The sequence below is a fragment of the Lentzea sp. NPDC042327 genome (assembly GCF_040647275.1).
Classification (GTDB): Bacteria; Actinomycetota; Actinomycetes; order Mycobacteriales; family Pseudonocardiaceae; genus Lentzea.
Genome location: NZ_JBEZBX010000016.1, coordinates 143,937 through 162,971 on the forward strand (window position 1 = coordinate 143,937; position 19,035 = coordinate 162,971).

Sequence of the window (19,035 nt, forward strand, 5' to 3'; positions counted from 1 at the left end):
ACATCACCCCTGGGGCAGGAGCGACTCCATTTCCGCGATCTCCTTCTCCTGAGCTGCGACGACGTCCTGCGCGAGCGAGCGCGCGCCCGGATCGGTACCGGCGTCGAGGTGCTTGCGCGCCATCTCCACGGCGCCGCGGTGGTGCTGGATCATCAGCGACAGCCACTGCCGGTCGAAGTCGGTCCCGCGCAGGTCGGCGAGGGTGCCGAGGTCGACCATGCCGTGGTCGGCGGCGTGCCCGTGGTCCGCGTGCGAGGAGGCCTTCACCGGGGCGCCCCACGCCTTGAGCCAGCCGTTCATGCGGTCGATCTCCGGCTGCTGGTGCCGCGCGATGCGCTCGGCCAGGTCGACGACGTGCGCGCTGTCCGTGCGCTCGGCCACCAGACCGGTCATCTCCACGGCCTGCTCGTGGTGCGGGACCATGCCCTGCGCGAACGCGACGTCCGCCGAGTTGTGCGTGGCGGGCGAGCCGCACGCGGCCAAAGGGGACATACCCAGCAGAAGGGTCGCGGCTACGGCGAACGTACGAAGCACGGGGGTCACCTTACGTGTGACCTGCGCTACGCCGCTGGCCACGGGCCATGGCCCACCCGAGTGGAGCTGATCGGCTGCGTCTAATATCCGGGGAGTTTCCCGAACGACTGGTCCCACCAAGGCCTGGAGGCACCGTGACGGCCGTAGCCCCGCAGCCGATCGCAACGCGTCCTTTTCCGACGCGCACTGCGGTCAAGGGGTCCTTCCTGCTGCGGATGTTCCGCACCACGGACCACAAGCAAATCGGCATCATGTACCTGGTCACCTCGTTCGCCTTCTTCATGGTCGGCGGCGCGATGGCCATGCTGATGCGGACCGAGCTGGCTAGGCCCGGCATGCAGTTCCTCTCGCAGGAGCAGTTCAACCAGCTCTTCACGATGCACGGCACCGTGATGCTGCTGCTGTACGCGACGCCGATCGTGTTCGGCTTCGCGAACTTCGTCCTCCCGTTGCAGATCGGTTCGCCCGACGTGGCGTTCCCGCGGTTGAACGCGTTCTCGTACTGGCTGTACCTCTTCGGCGGCCTGATCGTGATGTCGGGCTTCATCACCCCCGGTGGTGCCGCCGACTTCGGCTGGTTCGCGTACACGCCGCTGAGCAACGCCATCCACTCGCCCGGTGTCGGCGCCGACCTGTGGATCGCCGGTCTGGTGATCGGTGGTCTCGGCACGATCCTCGGCGCGGTGAACATGATCACCACCGTGGTCTGCCTGCGCGCGCCCGGCATGACGATGTTCCGGATGCCGATCTTCACCTGGAACATCCTGGTGACGTCGGTGCTGGTGCTGCTCGCGTTCCCGATCCTCACCGCGGCACTGCTCGGCCTGCTGGCCGACCGCCACCTCGGTGCCCACGTGTTCGACACCGCCAACGGCGGCGTGATCCTGTGGCAGCACCTCTTCTGGTTCTTCGGCCACCCCGAGGTCTACATCGTCGCGCTGCCGTTCTTCGGCATCGTGTCGGAGATCTTCCCGGTGTTCAGCCGCAAGCCGATCTTCGGTTACAACGGCCTGGTCTACGCGACGCTCGGCATCGCCGCCCTGTCGGTGGCCGTGTGGGCGCACCACATGTACGCGACCGGCGCCGTGCTGCTGCCGTTCTTCGCCTTCATGACGTTCCTCATCGCGGTCCCGACCGGTGTGAAGTTCTTCAACTGGATCGGCACGATGTGGAAGGGCCAGCTGACGTTCGAGACGCCCATGCTGTTCAGCATCGGCTTCATCGTCACGTTCCTCTTCGGTGGTCTCTCCGGCATCCTGCTGGCCGCGCCCGCGATCGACTTCCACGTGTCCGACACGTACTTCGTCGTGGCGCACTTCCACTACGTGCTCTACGGCACGATCGTCTTCGCGACCTTCGCGGGCATCTACTTCTGGTTCCCGAAGATCACCGGTCGCTTCATGGACGAGCCGCTGGGCAAGCTGCACTTCTGGACGACGTTCCTCGGCTTCCACGCGACGTTCCTCGTCCAGCACTGGCTGGGCAACGAGGGCATGCCGCGCCGGTACGCCGACTACCTGGCGTCCGACGGCTTCACCACGCTCAACATGATCTCCACGATCGGCGCCTACATCCTGGGCGCGTCGACGCTGCCGTTCATCTGGAACGTCTTCAAGTCGTACCGCTACGGCGAGGTCGTGACCGTGGACGACCCGTGGGGCTACGGCAACTCGCTGGAGTGGGCGACCTCGTCCCCGCCGCCGCGGCACAACTTCACCGAGCTGCCCCGGATCCGTTCGGAGCGCCCGGCGTTCGAGCTGCACTACCCGCACATGGTGGAGCGCATCCGCAACGAGGGTCACGTGACCTTCACCGGCAAGGCGATCCGGCACGAGGACGCGCCGCCCGCCCTGTCGGAGCTGGCGGCCTCCGCGCTGAAGTCGGGGACGGCCTCCGAGAAGGACGACTCCGACCACAAGTAACCTGCACGTCACAGGTTCAACGACGAGCCCCGGCCGCCGCGTGCGGCCGGGGCTCGTCGCGTACTACGCGTGCTGCGAGGAGACGACGACGTGAAAACGCCCGTGCTGATCACCGTGACCGGTCCCGACAAGCCCGGTGTCTCCTCGGTGCTGTTCGCCGTGCTGACCAGGCACGGGGTCGAGGTGCTCGACGTCGAGCAGGTCGTGATCCGGGGCCGGCTGGTGCTGGGTGCGCTGGTGTCGACCGACCACGACCCGGAGGGCCTGCAGGAGGCCGTCGAGCAGGCCATGGCGACCGTCTCGATGCAGGTGGAGATCGAGGTCGGCGCCGACTCGAGGCGCAGCGCGCGCCTGGAGTCCTCGCACGTGCTGATCGTCCTGGGCCGCCCGGTGACTGCCAAGGCGTTCACCGAGGTCGCCCGCCGGCTCGCCTCGCTGGGCGTGAACATCGACGCGATCCGCGGTGTGGCCGACTACCCCGTCACCGGTCTCGAACTGCGCGTGTCCGTCGCGGACGACACGCTGGAGAACGACTCGGAGCTGCGGTCGGCGCTCGCGGACGTCTCCGTGCGGGTCGGCCTCGACATCGCGGTCGAACGGGCCGGGCTCACCCGCCGGGCGAAGCGGCTCGTCGTGTTCGACGTCGACTCCACGCTGATCCAGGGCGAGGTGATCGAGATGCTGGCCGCGCACGTCGGGTGCGAGGAGCAGGTCCGCGAGATCACCGAGGCCGCGATGCGCGGCGAGCTCGACTTCGCCGAGTCGCTGCGGCGGCGGGTGGCGCTGCTGGAGGGCCTCGACGCGACGGTGCTGGACGAGGTCGGGGCATCGCTGGAGCTCACGGCCGGCGCCCGCACGACGATCCGGACGCTCAAGCGCCTCGGCTTCTACTGCGGTGTGGTGTCCGGCGGGTTCACGTCGGTGATCACCGGCCTCGCGGACGAGCTGCAGCTGGACTTCTGCGCGGCGAACACGCTGGAGGTCGTCGACGGCAAGCTGACCGGCAAGGTCGTCGGCGAGATCGTCGACCGGCCGGGCAAGGCCGTGGCGCTGCGCCGGTTCGCCGAGGAGGCCGGCGTGTCGCTGGCCCAGTGCGTGGCGGTCGGTGACGGCGCGAACGACATCGACATGCTGAACGCGGCGGGCCTGGGCATCGCGTTCAACGCCAAGCCCGCGTTGCGCGAGGTGGCCGACACGGCGCTGTCGCACCCGTTCCTGGACGCCGTGCTGTTCATCCTGGGCGTCACCCGCGCCGAGGTGGAGGCCGCGGACGCCGCGGACGGCCTGGAGTCGACCCGGCTGTGACGATCCTCGACCTGATCGCCTCCCGGAACTACGCCGAGGAGTCGGAAGTCCGCGCGATGCCGATGGTCCTGCGCATCGAACGCGTCGACCCGCCGGGCCGCACCACGTTGCTGGAGGCCGCGGCCGCGTCGGCGGTCGCGGTGTGCCTCGACCCGCGTGCCGACGAGGGCGGGGAGTGGCACGAGGCCGTGCGGGCGTGGGTGTCCGGGCGGATCCGGAAGGTGTCGCGGCGGGCCCGTGGGGTGCAGTGGGAGGCCGTGCAGGCGCTGCCGGGCGTGACGGTCACCGTGGAGGGCGCGTCGGTGCGCTCGCTGCTGCCGGTGCTGGTCTCCGAGACGCCCCGCGAGGTCGCCAAGCTGCAGATCTCCGGGTCGGACCTGCCCCTCGACGAGCCGGGTGCGGTGCCCGAGGGGGCCCACGTGCTGTACACGAACCCTCGCGTGGAGATGTCCGCCGGCAAGCTCGCGGCCCAGGTCGGCCACGCGTCGATGCTGCTCGCACCGCACCTGTCCGGCGACGAGCTGAAGGCGTGGGAGGCGATCGACTACCGCTGTGCCGTGCGCACGCCGTCAGTGGCCGAGTGGGACGCGCTGGTGCACAGCGCGGACGTCGTGGCGGTGCGGGACGCCGGTTTCACCGAGGTGGAACCGGGGACGACAACTGTGATCGCACCTCTGGGCTGACATTTCGGGTTAGAACCGCGTAATTCGGGTAAATCCACGTTCCGTGGGCCTACTCGACGTGCTCGACGCCAGGCTGGGTGACGGCCTGGAGAACCTGCTGTGCTCGCACCACACGCGCAGGCTCCGCCGGCTCGGCTGGGGCGAGGTGCTGGACGGCGACGGCGCCGGGTGGTTCACCCCGCGCCGTCCGGTCCAGCACGGCAACAAGATCCAGGTCCTCGTCGACGGCGCCGAGGCGTTCCCCGCCATCGCCGAGGCCATCGAGAACGCCCAGAAGTACGTGCACATCGCGAACTGGCACGCCTCGCCTGACTTCCGGCTGACCCGTGAGCCGGGTGCGCCGCAGCTGCGCGAGCTGCTGGCCGCCGCCGCGGAACGGGTGCCGGTGCGGGTGCTGCTGTGGGCGGGACCGCCGGTGCCGTTCTTCGAGCCGACCCGCAAACGGGCGGAGGCCGCGAAGCACGCGTTCCTGGAGTGCGGTGCGGTCCGGTGCGAGCTGGACGCGCGTGAGCGGACGCTGCACTGCCACCACGAGAAGGTCGTGATCGTCGACGACGTGGCGTTCGTCGGCGGCCTCGACATGACCGCGGTGGAGGGCGACCGGCACGACTCGCCCGAGCACCCGCCGCGCGACCTCGGCTGGCACGACCACATCGCGAAGGTCTCCGGCCCGGCCGTGTCCGAGGTGGCCGCCCACTTCGCCGCCCGGTGGCTGGAGATCGCGGGGGAGACCCTGCCCGCGCCCGAGGTGCCACCGGAGGCGGGCTCGTCGTCGGTGCAGCTGGTGCGGACGATCCCCGAGGGCACCTACGACTTCGCGCCGCACGGCGACTTCACGCTGCTCGACTCGTACCTGCGGGCGTTCCGCGCGGCCAAGTCGCTGATCTACATCGAGAACCAGTTCCTGTGGTCGCCCGAGATCACCGAGGTGCTGCTGGAGAAGCTGAGCAACCCGCCGTCGGACGAGTTCCGGATGGTGCTGCTGCTGCCGCAGAAGCCCAGCAACGGCGCCGACACCACCCGCGGGCAGCTGGGCAGGCTGCTCGACGCCGACCCCGAGGGCGGCCGGCTGATCGCCGCGACCCTCGTCTCCCACGGCGATGCACCGGTGTACGTGCACGCCAAGTTGTCCATTGTGGACGACGAGTGGCTGTCGATCGGCTCGGCGAACCTGAACGAGCACTCGCTGTTCAACGACACCGAGGTGAACGTCGTGACCGACGACGCCGAGGTGGCCCGCTCGACCCGGCTGCGGCTGTGGGCGGAGCACCTGGACGCCGACGTGTCCGGGCCCGCGCACGAGGTCGTGGACGAGATCTGGCGCCCGGCGCTGAAGCGGCCGTCACGGGTGATGCCGCTGCCCGGGGTGTCGCGACGGGCTGGAAGGCTGCAAGGACCGTTGCGCGGATTGCTGGTCGACGGCTGATCTCCGGGTCTAGCGTGGCCTGCGTGGCCAACGAGGTGACGATCCCGCTGCTGCCGTGCGCCTCCATCGACGAGGTGGCCGAGTTCTACGTGATGCTCGGGTTCACGATCACGCACCGGCAGTACCGGCCGACGCCCTACCTGTCGGTGCGGCGCGAGGACGTCCAGCTCCACTTCTTCGGCATCCGCGGCTTCGACCCGGCCACGTCGTACAGCTCGTGCCTGGTGCAGGTGGAGGACACGCGTGAGGTGTTCGACGCGTTCGCCCACGGCATGCGGGCGGTGTACGGGAAGGTGCTGTCGTCCGGCATCCCGCGGATGACCCGGCCCCGGCGCGACGGGTTCCTCGTGGTCGACCCCGGCGGCAACTGGATCCGCGTCGTGCCGGCGGTGGAGGAGAGCGAGCCCGCGCGCAACGGGCTGGCGCGGGCGCTGCACAGCGCGGAGACGCTGGCCGGGTCGCACGGGGCGGAGCGGCAGGCGTTGCGCATCCTCGAAGGGGCGCTGGCCCGCGAGTGGGACGCGTCGGAGGACGACCTGGCGTCGGCGCTGGAGTTCCGCGAAGAGCTGCTTGAACGGCTTAATCTACATAGGTAGTATTACTGGCGTGGAGCCACTGCGCCGCATCGGCAAGGCCACGGTGGACGTGCTGGAGGTGCTGCTCGGCGCCTCCGGACCCCGCTGGGGCCTGGAGATCATCAAGCTGACCGGGCGGCCGTCGGGCAGCGTGTACCCGTTGCTGGACCGGTTGGAGCGGGCCGGCTGGGTGACGTCGTCGTGGGAGGACGACGACACGCGCAAGGGGCCGCGGCGGCGGATGTACGTGCTGACGCCCGATGGTGCGGCGGAGGCTCGTCGCGTGGTCGCGGCGCGTGCTCCGGAACCGCGTTTCGTGCCGAGGACGGCGCAATGAGAGTCGCGTTGTTGTTGGTGCGCCTTGCGGCTGCCGTTGTGGGCGATGAGCGCTATCGCGAGCAATGGGAAGCGGACGTTGCCGGTGCGCGCGAACTCGGCATGTCGCCGGTGCGCGTGGCGTTCGGGGCTTTGCTCGCTGTTGTCGTCATGCCGTCGAAGGGAGCTGTTGTGGCTGGGATCGGACCGTTGGGGATGGCGTTGCGGCACGCGCAGACGCCGCGTGGCCGTGTGCTGGCGATCGCGGTGGTGTCGGCGTTGTTCGTGCTGGCCGGCGTGGTCATGCTGTTCGCATGAGCAAATAGCTCGGTGTCGTTCCGGCGGGACCGGGCTTAGCTTCGGGCAGTGGCGAACGAACTGACGATTCCACTTCTGCCCTGTCCCTCCATCGACGAGATCGCGCCGTTCTACGAGATGCTCGGGTTCGAGATCACGTACCGGCAGACGAAGCCGAACCCCTATGTGGCGTTGCGGCGCGAAGACATCAACCTGCACTTCTTCGGCATGGACGGCTACGACCCGGAGCAGTCGTACAGCACGTGCGTGGTCATCGTGCCGGACATCAACGAGTTGTTCGAAGCGTTCGCGGCGGGAATGCGTGCCGTGCACGGAAAACTGCTCATCTCCGGCATCCCGCGGATGACCCGGCCCCGGCTGCGCAACGACCGGTACACCGGGTTCGCCGTCGTCGACCCCGGCGGCAACTGGATCCGGATCAGCACGCCCGGCACGGCACCCGAGGCGCGGACCGCGCTGGCCAGGGCGATGGAGAACGCCGCACGCCAGGGGGACGCGCGCGGAGATGAGCGCCAGGCGTTGAAGATCCTGGAGGGTGCGCTGAAGCGGGCCGCCGCCGACGATCCGGAACGGACGGCGGCGGAGGCCTACCGCGACGAGCTGGTCGAGCGCGTCACCGGGTCTGCGCCGCGTCCAGGCGCTGGAGAGCGGCCCTGACCACGTCCGGGTCGTAGGTCGTCCAGAACGGAGGCAGCGAGGCGCGCAGGAAGCCGCCGTAACGGGCGGTGGCGAGGCGCGGGTCGAGGATCGCGACCACGCCCTTGTCCGACATCGACCGCAGCAGGCGGCCGGCGCCCTGGGCGAGCAGCAGGGCCGCGTGCGTCGCCGCGACCGTCAGGAAGCCGTTGCCTCCCCGGGAGTTGACGGCTTTCTGGCGTGCGGAGGCCAGCGGGTCGTCCGGGCGCGGGAACGGGATGCGGTCCATGATCACCAGCTGCAGGCTCGGCCCCGGCACGTCCACGCCCTGCCACAGCGACAGCGTGCCGAACAGGCACGTGCGCTCGTCCTCGGCGAACTTCTTCACCAGCAGGCCGGTCGCGTCGTCGCCCTGGCAGAGGATCGGGTACTCGATCTTGTCCCGCAACGCCTCCGCAGCCGCCTTGGCCGCCCGCGTCGAGGAGAACAGCCCCAGCGCGCGACCGCCGGCGGCGTTCACCAGCCCCTCGATCTCGTCGAGGTACTCCTTCGGCAGCCCGTCCCGCCCCGGCTGCGGCAGGTGCCGTGCCACGTAGAGGATGCCGCTCGACCGGTGCTCGAACGGCGAGCCGACGTCGAGACCGCTCCACTTCGGACCGTCGACGTCCCTGACCTCCTTGTCGGTGGCCGCGCCCTCGATCTTGCGGACCTGCTCCGACGGCGGCAGCCCCCACTGCCGCGCCATCGCGTCGAACGCGCCGCCCAGCGTGAGCGTCGCCGACGTGAGAACCGTGGTGCGCTTGCCGAACAACCGCTCCCGCAACAGCCCGCCGACCCCGAGCGGGGCGACGCGCAACGCCGGCGTCTTCTGGTTGAAGTCGCCCGACACCCACACCACGTCGCGCTCCTCGCCGAACGCGTCGAGGATGCGCACCGCGCAGTCGTGGACCTCCTCCAGCAACGACATCGCGAGCTTGCGGTCCGTGGCGCCGTCCACGTCCTCCTTGCGCTCCGGCCCGAGCGACGACATGCACATGTGCGCCGCGTCCCTGGTCGCCGCCAGCGCACCGGCCAAGGCCCGCGGCAGCTCGTCCAGCCGGCCGGCGGGCAGGTCCTCCAGGATCATCGCGAGCCCGTCGCTCGCCTCCGCCAGCCGGTCGGCGACGTCCTGGTCGATCAGCCGCCCGCAGCGCCGTGCCGCGATCGAGATCGACGCCCCGGTGAGCTCCTCCGTGGCCACCGACGTGACCCGGTCGACCAGGTCGTGCGCCTCGTCGATCACCACCACGTCGTGCTCCGGCAGCACCTGGTAGCCCTCGAGGGCGTCGATGGCGAGCATCGCGTGGTTCGTGACCACGACATCGGCCTTGCCGGCCTGCGCCCGTGCCCGTTCGGCGAAGCAGTCGGACCCGATCGGGCACTTCGACACCCCGAGGCACTCCCTGGCCGTGACGCTCACCTGCCGCCACGCGTGCTCGCTGACACCGGGCACCAGCTCGTCCCGGTCGCCCGTCTCGGTGTCCGACGACCACTCGTGCAGCCGCTTCACCTCACGCCCGAGCTTCGACACGGCGAACGGGTCGAACAGCGCGTCCTCCGGCTCCTCCGGCGCGCCGTTGTGCACCCGGTGCATGCACAGGTAGTTCCGCCGCCCCTTGAGGATGGCGTACGTGGGCTCGCGCCCCAGCTCCTTCTTCAACGCCTTCGCGAGCCGCGGCAGGTCCCGGTCCACCAGCTGCCGCTGCAACGCGATCGTGGCCGTCGACACCACCACGGTCTCGCTCTCGGCGACCGCGTGCCGGATGCTCGGCACCAGGTAGGCGAGCGACTTGCCGGTGCCGGTTCCCGCCTGCACGGCCAGGTGCTCACCGGTGCGGATGGAGCGGTCGACGGCCTCGGCCATCTCCACCTGACCGGGGCGCTCGGCGCCGCCGACGGCGTGGACGGCGGTTTCCAGCAGGCTCAGGGTGGGGGGAACTTCAGGCACGGGGAAGACCGTACCCGCCACCCCCGACACTCCTGCTCCACCCGCATCTGCGAGTACCGCCAACTCAACATCAACAGGCACTTTTCCACTACCGACTGGGTCAGTCGCCGCCTCCGCCGCCGCAACCGCCGCCGCAGCTGCTGCCGCCGTCGCTGCTGCTGCAACTGCTCGACGAGCAACCGCCGCCGCAGCTGCTGCCGCCGTCCGACGACTTGGTCCGCGCACCCACCACGGCCGGGGTGAGCCCGAACAACGCCGCCTGCCCGCCCAGACCGGCCACGGCGACCGCGCGCAGGCGGTAGTGCGGGGTGTGGCGTTCGGTGCTGCGCGCGGACGACACCCGGGCCTCGGCGCGGCGCACGATCCGCATCGCCGCCCGTGTGCGCAGGCGGCCGGGGTCACGGGCACCGAGCACGGCGGCCAGCGCGATCAGGGCCACCGCCGCGGGGAAGTACGCCCAGCCCGGCACGGTCACCGGCACGAACGACAGCACGTCCGGTGCCACGAACGACACGACGCCCGCACCGATCAGGGCGAAGCCCAGCAGGAACAGCCACGGGTACAGGCGCGGGCGCAGGGAACGGCGGGCGCGCAGCAGACCGCGGTCCACCAGGTGGGCGCGCAGGCCTGCGGCCTCCTGGCTCTCGGCCACCGCGGACAGCAGGTCCGGCAGGTAGCGGCCGGAGCGGCGGAGCTCGCCGAGGACGCGGGCCTCCAGCGGGGTGGCGGCGCCGTGGCGGGAGGTGGCCGTGGCGAAGCCTTCACGGGACAGGCGCAGCTGGCCCGCGTCGGCGAGGCGGGCGACGGCGACCTCGGCGGCGCGGCGGGGGCCGCCGGCGAGGCAGGCGAGTTCCTCGGGGGTGGTCTGCACTGGGGGATCTCCGTGAGCAGGGGACGTCACGGAGTTCTCGACGGGCCGGGGCACGGTGTTACGCCGGTCACCGAACGAGGTCAGGCGGTCACGTCGGCGAGGACGCGGTCACCCAGGCCGAGTGCCGCCGCGAGGTGGTCCGGCGTCAGCACGACGGCGGCGTCCCGGCGAGCCTCGACCAGGTCCAGGAGCAACGGGCCGAGGTCGGGCCACTGCTCGGCGGCCAGGACGCCGGCGCGGGACTTGCTGACGATCTCACCCGTGCGGATGGTGTGCCACAGGCGCGCGGGACCCAGACCGACCCACAGCACGGCCTCGCGGAACACCGGGATGCGCTGGTCGACGGTCCTCAGCGCGGCACGACCGGCGTCGAGCTGAGGCTTCCAGTACGACACGAGGTTCGCACGGCAGTACGCCGCCACCTCAGCAGCAGTGACCGGGCATGCGGGCCGTGTGCCGCGCACGGTCTGACCGACGGTCCGCAACTGTTGCCACAGCACGGGCGTGACTTCGCCGAAAAGAGGCGTCACCGAAGAAACGGGACGAGAGAGGTCGCCCGCCATCACCACGGAAACGTCCACACCGTCCACGGCGGGCACATCAGCAGCAGCGGCGAGCTCGACGACGACGTCCAGATCGGAGTCGAACACCACGTCGTCCAGCACGCGCGAGCCGTGAAGATGCGCGCCTGCCACAAGACCGGGCAGGCGCGCATCCAGCAGGTCCAGGTACTCCCCGGGCGTCACCACCCGGTCCACGCTACCGGCGGCGGACGAGGGCCCAGGCGCCCGGCAGCAGACCGGCGGCCAGTGCGACCTTCAGCAGGTCGCCGAGCAGGAACGGCAGCACGCCCACCGACAGCGCCTTCACGAAGCCCATGCCGGTCATCGCCATCAGCCACGGCACGCCGACCGCGTAGATCGCGAGGTTGCCCAGCACCATCGTGCCGGCCGTGCGCACCGGCGTGCGGTCACCACCGCGGGCGGCGAGCGCGCCGACCAGGGCACCGGCGAACACGAAGCCCACCACGTAGCCCAGCGACACCGGGACGCCGGACGAACCGCCCTGGAACCACGGCACACCGGCGACACCGGCGATCAGGTACAGCAGCATCGAGATCGCGCCGCGCTGCCAGCCCAGCGCGGCACCGACCAGCAGCGCGGCGAACGTCTGACCGGTCAGCGGCACCGGGCTGCCCGGGATCGGCAGCGCCACCTGCGCGGCGAGACCGGTGAGGGCGGCACCGGCCACCACGAGGGTGAGGTCGCGGGCGAGTGCGCCCGGGACGAAGTCGGCGAGCACGGTGCGACGGGGCGCGAGTGCGAGAGCGGCCACGAGCGTTCCCTCCCAGGCGGAATGGCAAGAGGGCCTGAGATTAACCAGGGGAACTCGAGAACGTCTTTGTCTGATCTGCACAAAGTGACCGGTCACACATCGAGTGCGACCTTGCCGCCCACGCGTTCGGTGTTGCGCCTGGTCTTGGCCCATCCGTTGTGGCCGCGGGCCAGCCTGACCACCGCGCGCCACGACGTGATGTAGAAGGTGTAGATGTACAACGCGTAACCGAACCCGTACCCGATGGACCTCCAAAAACCCACGGGCTCGCAACGCGCGCGGTACACCGGTCCCCACAGCACGAACGGCAACAGCCCGAACGCGCCGTACACGGTGAACAGGATCCACGCGCCGTCGAAGAACCAGAACACGACCTCCGACGGCGACACGGCGAACCGGTAGGCCATGAGGGCTATCGGGATGGGGTAGATCAGCGTGCCGAGCAGCTGCATCCACGGCTGGGCGAGGTAGTACGTCATCTCGGCAGCGCCCAGCGTGGTCAGGTGGTCGGAGTCCCAGATGCGCCGCAGGTAGCGCGTGCACTGCATCGTCCCCTGACCCCACCGGGTGCGCTGGGCGAGGAACCGCCGCAACGAGTACAGCGCCTCCTGGTTCACGTGCGTGTCGAGCGTGAACCCGGTGTGCCAGCCCTCGGTCAGCAGGTGCACGCCGAGCTCGAAGTCCTCCAGCAGCGACCCGCGCCACGGGCTGCCCGCCGGTCCGGCGATCGAGTCCAAAGCGGACAGTCGCGTGGCCTGTCCGTTGCCGCCCATGGAGATCGTGCCGGTCGCGCCGCGCGACAGCTGGATCGCCGCGATGGCCGTGCGGAACTCCAGGTCCTGCATGCGCACCAGCCCGGCACCGAACGCGCGCCGCCACCGCGACACCCCCGGCTGGCGCTGGCCCGCGTTGATCATCCGCACGTCCACCTGCACCGCGCCGATCCGCGGGTTGCCGAAGAGGTGCTGGGCCGCGCACACCTCCAGGAAGTTCGGCGCCGGCCGGCCGTCCGCGTCGACCACGACGATGATCGCGCTCTCGGTGTCCGCGCGCCGGCCCATCCACAGCTTCACCGTGCGGTAGGCGTCGTTCAACGCGTTGCCCTTGCCGGTGCGCGCGTACGGGCGTTGGCGTTGCACGAGATGGATGTTCGGGTCGCGAACGCCACCGTTGCGCTTCAACGCGCGCACGACTCCCGCGGTGCGGTCGTCGGAGTCGTCGTCGATGACCCACACGTGCGCGATGGGGAACGTCCCGCGCAGATAGCGGATCGTGTCACCGATGACGGCCTCTTCGTCACGGCACGGCACGAAGAAGTGCCACTCCAACGACGACGGCTCACCGACGGGCGCGGGCTTGCGCCGCAGGTACGGCACCACGATCACGAACACGTACGTCACGAAGGCGACGCTCATGGTCAGGGCGAGCGCCTGCGTGAACCCGAGGACGAGGTCGAGACTCACTTCCGCGTCGCCAGCCACACGAATGCGACGAGTGCCGCCGCGCCACCGAACACGCTCACCATCGACCCCAGCAGCGTGTGCCCCCAGTAGTAGCCGGTGTCCACGCCCAGCCAGTCCACCAGCCCCACCAGCGTGAGCACCCGGAACTGGTTGACCACCACGACCGCCAGCGCGGCCACGCCCAGCGCGACCAGCACGCGCGACTGGACCCGCGGCCGCAGCGCGATCATCACCGCGCCCACGACCACCAGCGGCAGCACCAGGAACGCCGACGTGCACTCGGGCGTCATGCGCAGGCCCAGCGGCGTGTCCGAGCCCAGTCCGAAGTAGACGGTCTGGCGGTCGGCGACGACCTCCACGCCGTAGGAGCTGATGGCGCTCAGCACCGCACCGGACAGCGAGATCTCCACCGTGCGGTAGAGGCGGTGCGCGAACACGAGTCCGGCGGCGAGTGCGAGCAGGACGACCACCGTCACCCGGCTCGGGAATGCGGCGCGGCGCAGGGCAAGCGTCACCCGAGAATCCTTTCCACCGATGAGGGAGCGCCCAGACGGGCTACTTGACCTTCCATCGGTTGACGGAATGTCAGCCCTCATCCCCGGATCGAGTGATGCCGTGACCGGAAATTGATCAAAAGTCCCACGATCCGTGGCACCGACTGGGCGAGTCGAGTGATCATGTCGCCCGATACGGGGAGTAACCCTCAGTTCCCCCGGAATAACGCCGATGCCGGTAACTGCCCCCGGAAAGCGTGAACCAGCTTGGTTCGAACGCGCCCTGGGGCCGGAGGAATGACGGAGGGAGTTTCATGCGTTTCCGACTGACGGGACTGGCCGGAGTTGCTGCCATCGCAGCACTTCTGGCCGGTGCCGCACCCGCTTCGGCCGCTCCGGGGGACGCCTCGGCCCACGGCGCGAAGCTCACCGTGACCCTGCTCGGCAGCCCGGCGGTCAACGCCGAGCCGTTCGCCGCCGCCACCGCGAACGGGCCGACGCAGAACACGTTCCTGGGCGTCGACCTCACCGGCATCCTCAAGACCGGTGTGATCAACGCTTCCGCGTCGCGCGACGAGAGGTCCGGCGGCGTGTCCTCGCGGGCGAGCACCGCGGACGTCCGGGTCGACCTGCTGTCCGGGGTCACCGGCAAGGTCTCCGCCGAGCTGGTGGAGGCGGAGTGCGCGGCCACCCAGAAGGGCCTGGCCGGCAAGGCGAAGCTCACGGGCGTCGACCTGGGCGAGCTCGGCCAGGTCAACGCCGACCCGGCGCCGAACACCGTGCTCGACGTCGCGCTCGCCGGGGTCAAGGTCGCCGAGGTGGTCTTCAACGAGCAGCTGAAGAACGCCGACGGCAGCCTCACGGTCAACGCGATCCACATCAGGCTGCTGCAGGGCGTGCTCGGCTCGATCGGCACCGGTGACGTGGTCATCTCGTCCGCCACCTGCGGCCCCGCCGGCCTGCCCATCCCGATGGCGTCGGGCGCCGGCCTGTGGATCGGCCTCGGCCTGCTCGGTGTCGTCGCCGTCCCGGTCGCGTTCGTGGCGCTGCGCAGGCGCGCGTCGCTCACCGCGGTCTAGGAGAGCGGCCGATGTACAAGGTCCCCGGAACCGGCGTGGGCGTCGGCACGGGTGTCGGTGCCCTCGCGGTCACCGGCGCGGACGTGACGTGGTGGATCGCCGCGGGAGTCGTGCTGCTCGTCGCGGGCGCGTTCCTCCTGCGCTCGGCGCGCAGGAAGCGGCGCGCGGTCCCCGTCCCGGCCACAACCAGACCGAATCGAGCGGGCTGATCACCGGTCCGCCCGGGGATGCCCCCGCACCCGGGCGGACCGGCCCGCCTCCCCCGAGAGGACAACGGTGTGAGCAAGGAAGTTCTGCTGGTCGCGGGCACCCGCCCGGAAGCCGTGAAGATCGCCCCCGTCGCGATCGCGTTGAGGGGGCACCCCGGCCTCCGCCCCACGATCGTCCACAGCGGACAGCACTCCGGCATGGTCGAGCAGGCCCTCAGCGCGTTCGACCTCGTCCCCGACCTGCGCCTGGACGTGCCCAGGACCAGCGGCACCCAGGCCGAGCTGGTCTCCCGGCTGCTGCCCGAGTTCGACGCCGTGCTGGCCGGCCGCGACCCGGCGGTCACGCTGGTGCAGGGCGACACGACCACCGCCCTCGCCGCGGCACTCGCCTCGTACTGGCGCGGCATCCCCGTGGCGCACCTGGAGGCCGGTCTGCGCACCGGCGACCTGTACGGCCCGTTCCCCGAGGAGGGGAACCGGCAGATGATCTCCCGCGTCACCTCGCTGCACCTGGCGCCGACCGACGACGCGGCCAACGCCCTCCACGCGGAGTCCTTGCCGGACAGCCACGTCGTGGTCACCGGCAACACGGTCGTGGACGCCGTGCAGCGGGTCGCCGCCCTCGACCTCCCTGCCCGCAGCGCCGACCTCGCCGCGCTGGAACGCGGCCTGGACGCCACCGGCGGCCGGCTGCTGCTGCTCACCGTGCACCGGCGCGAGTCGTGGGGCCGGCCGTTGATGCGCGTGCTCAACGCCGTGCGGTCCCTCGCCGACCGCCACCCCGACCTGCACGTGCTGGTCCCCGCGCACCCGAACCCCGGTGTGCGCGAACAGGTCGTCTCCCTGCTCGGCGGGCACGAGCGGGTCGTCATCACCGGCCCGCTCGACTACCCGGACCTGGTGCGGGTGCTCAAGCGCGCCGCACTGGTGCTCACCGACTCCGGCGGACTCCAGGAGGAGGCGCCGTCGTTCGGCGTGCCCGTGCTGGTGCTGCGCGAGACGACCGAACGCGTGCTGGCCGTCGACGCCGGGTGCGCCTGGCTCGTCGGCACCGACACCACCCGCATCCTCGCCGAGGCGGGCTGGGTGCTCGGCTCCCGGTTGCGGCTCCCCCCGGGGCGCAACCCCTTCGGCGACGGGCGTGCCGCCGTCCGGGTCTGCGCGGCGATCGAGCGGCTGGCCGGCCTGCCGACCGCACTGCCGCGCCGGGAGCCGTTCGCCACCCTCGCGGGCGTGTATTAGCAGCTCGTGCGTCACCAGGTCGGTTGGTCCGGCTTCCACGAACGGGTGATGTACGGGGCGAACCGTCGGCTCAGCCGCGCGACGCGGAGAGGATCGGGGTCAGGAACCGAACATGACCGAGCCCTAGGGGACCGAAGTGCGCAAGAGTGTGATCGCCGGTGTCGTGGTCGCGTTGACCTTCGCCACGGCCGCGCCCGCGCTGGCGGCGAACCCGCCCGGCCGCGCGTCGTCCGGGTCCGCGGACTTCGCGCAGCAGGGCGGCCAGACGGTCGTGGTCGGCCCGCTCGCCGTGTGCGACGTGAACCCGGAGCAGGCGGGCACGGTCACCGGGGCGAGCCCCGCGGTGAGCGGGACCGGGCTCAAGATCGGTGCGACGTCCTCCACCTGCACGACCACCGTGGTCAACGAGGCGGAGTTCACCACCACGACGACGTCGACGGCCAAGGGCACCGCCTTCGAGCTGTCGGCGCTGATGGCGCAGAAGGGCCCGCGGCTCAAGATCGCCGAGTGGACGATCACCTGCTCCGCCGACGCGGAGGGCACGCAGGCGGCCTGGGGGCTCAAGGGCCTGTCCGGCTGGCCGGGGCTGCCCGCGCAGATCCCCGCCGGGTACGTCCACGACGTCAAGTCCAGCACCGGAACCGTGCTGGCCAAGGCGAAGTTCACCGACACCGCGTTCCCGGAGCCGAACGACGGCAGCCTCAGCACGACCCTGCTGCGGATCACGTTCGAGCCGTCGTCCGGCTACACGGGCAGCATCACCCTCGGCACGGCGGCCTGCTCGCCCACCCCGTAGCGGTCGGGGCAGCTCAGGACACCACGACACCCGCGGCGCGCAGCTCGTCCAGAGCGGCGTCGCGGGTGTTCTGCGCCACGGCCGCGGTCAGCCCGGCCAGCACCGTCGTGCGGAACCCGTTGCGGTGCGCGTCGAGCGCCGTGGCCCGCACGCAGTGGTCCGTCGCGATGCCCACGACGTCCACCTCGGTCACGCCCTTGGCGGTGAGCCAGCCCGCGAGGTCGTTCTCCGCCTCGAACCCGGAGTACGCCGCGGCGAACCGGCCCTTCGAGAACACCTGCTCGATCCCGGCGACGTCGAGCTCGGGGTGGAACGACGCACCGGCCGTGCCGGCCACGCAGTGCACCGGCCAGCTGTCGACGAAGTCCGGCGTCTCGCTGAAGTGCTCACCGGGGTCCACGTGGTAGTCGCGGGTCGCCACGACGTGGTCGTAGGACGAGGCCGCGATGTGCCGCGAGATGGCCTCCGCCACGGCCGCGCCACCGGCGACCGCGAGGGACCCGCCCTCGCAGAAGTCGTTCTGCACGTCGACGACGATCAGTGCCTTGGTCACTTCGACTCCTCCAGGTAGACCGTCGGGATCGCGGGCTCGCCGCGCGAGAGCTTCAGGCCCTCCCACGGCACGCTGACCAGCGCGGCCCGCAGGCGTTCGCGGTTCTGCTCCAGCCCGGGGACGCCGTCGGCGAGCTTGCCCGCCCGCATCAGCGGGACCTGCACGAGCCGGTCGTGCGGGCCCAGCTCGGGTTCCGCGGTGGCCTGGAACACGACCTCCTCCAGCGCCGTGCCGGTGTCCTTGTGCCGGCGCAGCGCCTTCTTCCAGCCGCCGCGCGACTGCTTCGACGTGCTGCGCTTCTCCACGTGCCGCCCGTCGACCTCGACGAGCTTGTAGACCATGCCCGCGGTCGGCGCGCCGGACCCGGTCACGACCGAGGTGCCCACGCCGTAGGCGTCCACGGGCTCCGCGCGCAGGGCGGCGATGGCGTACTCGTCGAGGTCGCTGGACACGACGATCCGGGTGTTCTTCGCGCCCAGCGCGTCGAGCTGGTCGCGCGCCTGCCTGGCCATCACGCCGAGGTCACCGGAGTCGATCCGGATCGCGCCCAGCTCGGGGCCCGCGACGGCCACGGCCGTCTTGATGCCCTCGGTGATGTCGTAGGTGTCGACCAGCAGCGTCGTGCCGACGCCCAGCGCCTCGACCTGGCTGCGGAACGCCTCTTCCTCGGTGTCGTGCAGCAGCGTGAACGCGTGCGCGCACGTGCCGGCCGTCGGGATGCCGTGCCTGCGGCCCGCCTCCAGGTTGGAGGTCGCGTGGAAGCCCGCCAGGTAGGCCGCGCGGGCACACGCCACGGCGGCTTCCTCGTGCGTGCGGCGGGAGCCCATCTCGATCATGTGCCGGCCGTTCGCGGCGGTGACCATGCGGGCGGCGGCCGAGGCGATCGCGCTGTCGTGGTTGAGGATCGACAGCGCCAGCGTCTCCAGCACCACGCCCTCGGCGAACGAGGCGCGCACGGTCAGCACCGGGGAGCCGGGGAAGTAGAGCTCGCCCTCCGGGTAGCCGTCGACCTCACCGGAGAACCGGTAGTTCGCGAGCCACTCCAGCGTGGCGTCGTCGACCACGGCGTTGCGGCGCAGCTGGTCGATCTCCTCCTCGCCGAAGCGGAAGTCCTCGATGGCGTCGAGCAGCCGGTTCACCCCCGCGACCACGCCGTAGCGGCGGCCGTCCGGGAGCCTGCGCGCGAACACCTCGAACACGCACGGACGGTCACCGGTGCCGTCACGCAGCGCGGCCGCGAGCATCGTCAGCTCGTAGTGGTCGGTCAGCAAGGCCGTGGAGTTCATGGTCAC

At 70.9% G+C, this 19,035-nt stretch carries 21 protein-coding genes; 12 read left to right on the forward strand and 9 right to left on the reverse strand.

What is annotated here, in order from left to right; all coding sequences use genetic code 11:
• Positions 1-3 precede the first annotated feature (3 nt).
• Entirely contained in the window at positions 4-492 is a 489-nt protein-coding gene (locus tag AB0A63_RS33025) for a DUF305 domain-containing protein (RefSeq protein ID WP_360398161.1), read from the reverse strand.
• A 176-nt stretch (positions 493-668) separates the two neighbouring features.
• Here AB0A63_RS33025 and ctaD point away from each other — a divergent pair, with 176 nt between their 5' ends.
• The 8 genes from ctaD to AB0A63_RS33065 all read left to right on the forward strand — a co-directional run bounded on the left by ctaD (position 669) and on the right by AB0A63_RS33065 (position 7,735).
• Entirely contained in the window at positions 669-2,456 is a 1,788-nt protein-coding gene (gene ctaD / locus AB0A63_RS33030; RefSeq protein ID WP_360398163.1) for a cytochrome c oxidase subunit I, read from the forward strand.
• A 90-nt stretch (positions 2,457-2,546) separates the two neighbouring features.
• The gene (gene serB, locus AB0A63_RS33035) at positions 2,547-3,761 is read left to right on the forward strand and encodes a phosphoserine phosphatase SerB (RefSeq protein ID WP_360398165.1); all 1,215 of its coding nucleotides are present in this window, start codon (positions 2,547-2,549) and stop codon (positions 3,759-3,761) included.
• 56 nt (positions 3,762-3,817) lie between these two features.
• Complete coding sequence (locus AB0A63_RS33040) at positions 3,818-4,444, forward strand: peptidyl-tRNA hydrolase (protein WP_360398264.1); 627 nt, start codon at positions 3,818-3,820, stop codon at positions 4,442-4,444.
• Positions 4,445-4,487: 43 nt separating this feature from the next.
• Positions 4,488-5,870, forward strand: coding sequence for a phospholipase D family protein (locus tag AB0A63_RS33045; protein ID WP_360398167.1), 1,383 nt, complete (start codon positions 4,488-4,490; stop codon positions 5,868-5,870).
• Between the two features lie 23 nt (positions 5,871-5,893).
• Positions 5,894-6,466 carry a hypothetical protein gene (locus AB0A63_RS33050; protein WP_360398169.1) on the forward strand — a complete coding sequence of 191 codons (573 nt, stop codon included), beginning with the start codon at positions 5,894-5,896 and terminating at the stop codon, positions 6,464-6,466.
• Positions 6,467-6,476: 10 nt separating this feature from the next.
• A complete protein-coding gene (locus AB0A63_RS33055; RefSeq protein WP_360398171.1) occupies positions 6,477-6,782 on the forward strand; it encodes a PadR family transcriptional regulator in 306 nt (101 codons plus the stop codon).
• Entirely contained in the window at positions 6,779-7,078 is a 300-nt protein-coding gene (locus tag AB0A63_RS33060) for a hypothetical protein (protein WP_360398173.1), read from the forward strand. The genes AB0A63_RS33055 and AB0A63_RS33060 overlap by 4 nt, the downstream gene beginning before the upstream one ends.
• A gap of 48 nt (positions 7,079-7,126) precedes the next feature.
• Positions 7,127-7,735: a hypothetical protein gene (locus tag AB0A63_RS33065; protein ID WP_360398175.1), complete on the forward strand. Its 609-nt coding sequence runs from the start codon at positions 7,127-7,129 to the stop codon at positions 7,733-7,735.
• Here AB0A63_RS33065 and AB0A63_RS33070 read toward each other — a convergent pair.
• The 6 genes from AB0A63_RS33070 to xrtP all read right to left on the reverse strand — a co-directional run bounded on the left by AB0A63_RS33070 (position 7,692) and on the right by xrtP (position 13,885).
• Entirely contained in the window at positions 7,692-9,701 is a 2,010-nt protein-coding gene (locus AB0A63_RS33070; protein ID WP_360398177.1) for an ATP-dependent DNA helicase, read from the reverse strand. The two genes, AB0A63_RS33065 and AB0A63_RS33070, sit on opposite strands and share 44 nt — an antisense overlap.
• A 100-nt stretch (positions 9,702-9,801) precedes the next feature.
• Positions 9,802-10,626, reverse strand: coding sequence for a TIGR04222 domain-containing membrane protein (locus AB0A63_RS33075; protein WP_360398179.1), 825 nt, complete (start codon positions 10,624-10,626; stop codon positions 9,802-9,804).
• Between the two features lie 26 nt (positions 10,627-10,652).
• The gene (locus AB0A63_RS33080; protein ID WP_360398181.1) at positions 10,653-11,321 is read right to left on the reverse strand and encodes a hypothetical protein; all 669 of its coding nucleotides are present in this window, start codon (positions 11,319-11,321) and stop codon (positions 10,653-10,655) included.
• A gap of 10 nt (positions 11,322-11,331) precedes the next feature.
• Positions 11,332-11,907, reverse strand: coding sequence for a biotin transporter BioY (locus tag AB0A63_RS33085; protein ID WP_360398183.1), 576 nt, complete (start codon positions 11,905-11,907; stop codon positions 11,332-11,334).
• A gap of 92 nt (positions 11,908-11,999) precedes the next feature.
• A complete protein-coding gene (locus tag AB0A63_RS33090) occupies positions 12,000-13,322 on the reverse strand; it encodes a glycosyltransferase (RefSeq protein WP_360398266.1) in 1,323 nt (440 codons plus the stop codon).
• A gap of 44 nt (positions 13,323-13,366) precedes the next feature.
• Positions 13,367-13,885 carry an exosortase P gene (gene xrtP / locus AB0A63_RS33095; RefSeq protein WP_360398185.1) on the reverse strand — a complete coding sequence of 173 codons (519 nt, stop codon included), beginning with the start codon at positions 13,883-13,885 and terminating at the stop codon, positions 13,367-13,369.
• 293 nt (positions 13,886-14,178) lie between these two features.
• On the opposite strand from xrtP, the gene AB0A63_RS33100 reads away from it, so the two are divergent.
• The 4 genes from AB0A63_RS33100 (at position 14,179) to AB0A63_RS33115 (ending at position 17,190) form a co-directional block, all read left to right on the forward strand.
• Positions 14,179-14,943 (forward strand): choice-of-anchor P family protein, encoded by a 765-nt coding sequence (locus AB0A63_RS33100; protein ID WP_360398187.1) that lies wholly within the window; start codon positions 14,179-14,181, stop codon positions 14,941-14,943.
• An 11-nt stretch (positions 14,944-14,954) separates the two neighbouring features.
• Positions 14,955-15,152, forward strand: coding sequence for an LPXTG cell wall anchor domain-containing protein (locus tag AB0A63_RS33105; protein ID WP_360398189.1), 198 nt, complete (start codon positions 14,955-14,957; stop codon positions 15,150-15,152).
• 69 nt (positions 15,153-15,221) lie between these two features.
• Entirely contained in the window at positions 15,222-16,394 is a 1,173-nt protein-coding gene (wecB, locus tag AB0A63_RS33110) for a UDP-N-acetylglucosamine 2-epimerase (non-hydrolyzing) (RefSeq protein ID WP_360398191.1), read from the forward strand.
• 136 nt (positions 16,395-16,530) lie between these two features.
• Complete coding sequence (locus tag AB0A63_RS33115; protein ID WP_360398193.1) at positions 16,531-17,190, forward strand: hypothetical protein; 660 nt, start codon at positions 16,531-16,533, stop codon at positions 17,188-17,190.
• Positions 17,191-17,203: 13 nt separating this feature from the next.
• On the opposite strand, the gene AB0A63_RS33120 is transcribed toward AB0A63_RS33115, so the two are convergent.
• Complete coding sequence (locus AB0A63_RS33120) at positions 17,204-17,743, reverse strand: isochorismatase family protein (RefSeq protein ID WP_360398195.1); 540 nt, start codon at positions 17,741-17,743, stop codon at positions 17,204-17,206.
• Complete coding sequence (locus AB0A63_RS33125) at positions 17,740-19,029, reverse strand: nicotinate phosphoribosyltransferase (protein ID WP_360398197.1); 1,290 nt, start codon at positions 19,027-19,029, stop codon at positions 17,740-17,742. The genes AB0A63_RS33120 and AB0A63_RS33125 overlap by 4 nt, the downstream gene beginning before the upstream one ends.
• Between the last annotated feature and the right edge of the window lie 6 nt (positions 19,030-19,035).

Bases quoted from the DNA above. Each gene is read 5' to 3' on its own strand.
- AB0A63_RS33025 (WP_360398161.1), bottom strand. From the start codon at position 492: ATGTCCCCTTTGGCCGCGTGCGGCTCGCCCGCCACGCACAACTCGGCG.
- AB0A63_RS33040 (WP_360398264.1), top strand. From the start codon at position 3,818: ATGCCGATGGTCCTGCGCATCGAACGCGTCGACCCGCCGGGCCGCACC.
- AB0A63_RS33060 (WP_360398173.1), top strand. From the start codon at position 6,779: ATGAGAGTCGCGTTGTTGTTGGTGCGCCTTGCGGCTGCCGTTGTGGGC.
- AB0A63_RS33090 (WP_360398266.1), bottom strand. From the start codon at position 13,322: ATGAGCGTCGCCTTCGTGACGTACGTGTTCGTGATCGTGGTGCCGTAC.
- AB0A63_RS33100 (WP_360398187.1), top strand. From the start codon at position 14,179: ATGCGTTTCCGACTGACGGGACTGGCCGGAGTTGCTGCCATCGCAGCA.
- AB0A63_RS33105 (WP_360398189.1), top strand. From the start codon at position 14,955: ATGTACAAGGTCCCCGGAACCGGCGTGGGCGTCGGCACGGGTGTCGGT.
- AB0A63_RS33125 (WP_360398197.1), bottom strand. From the start codon at position 19,029: ATGAACTCCACGGCCTTGCTGACCGACCACTACGAGCTGACGATGCTC.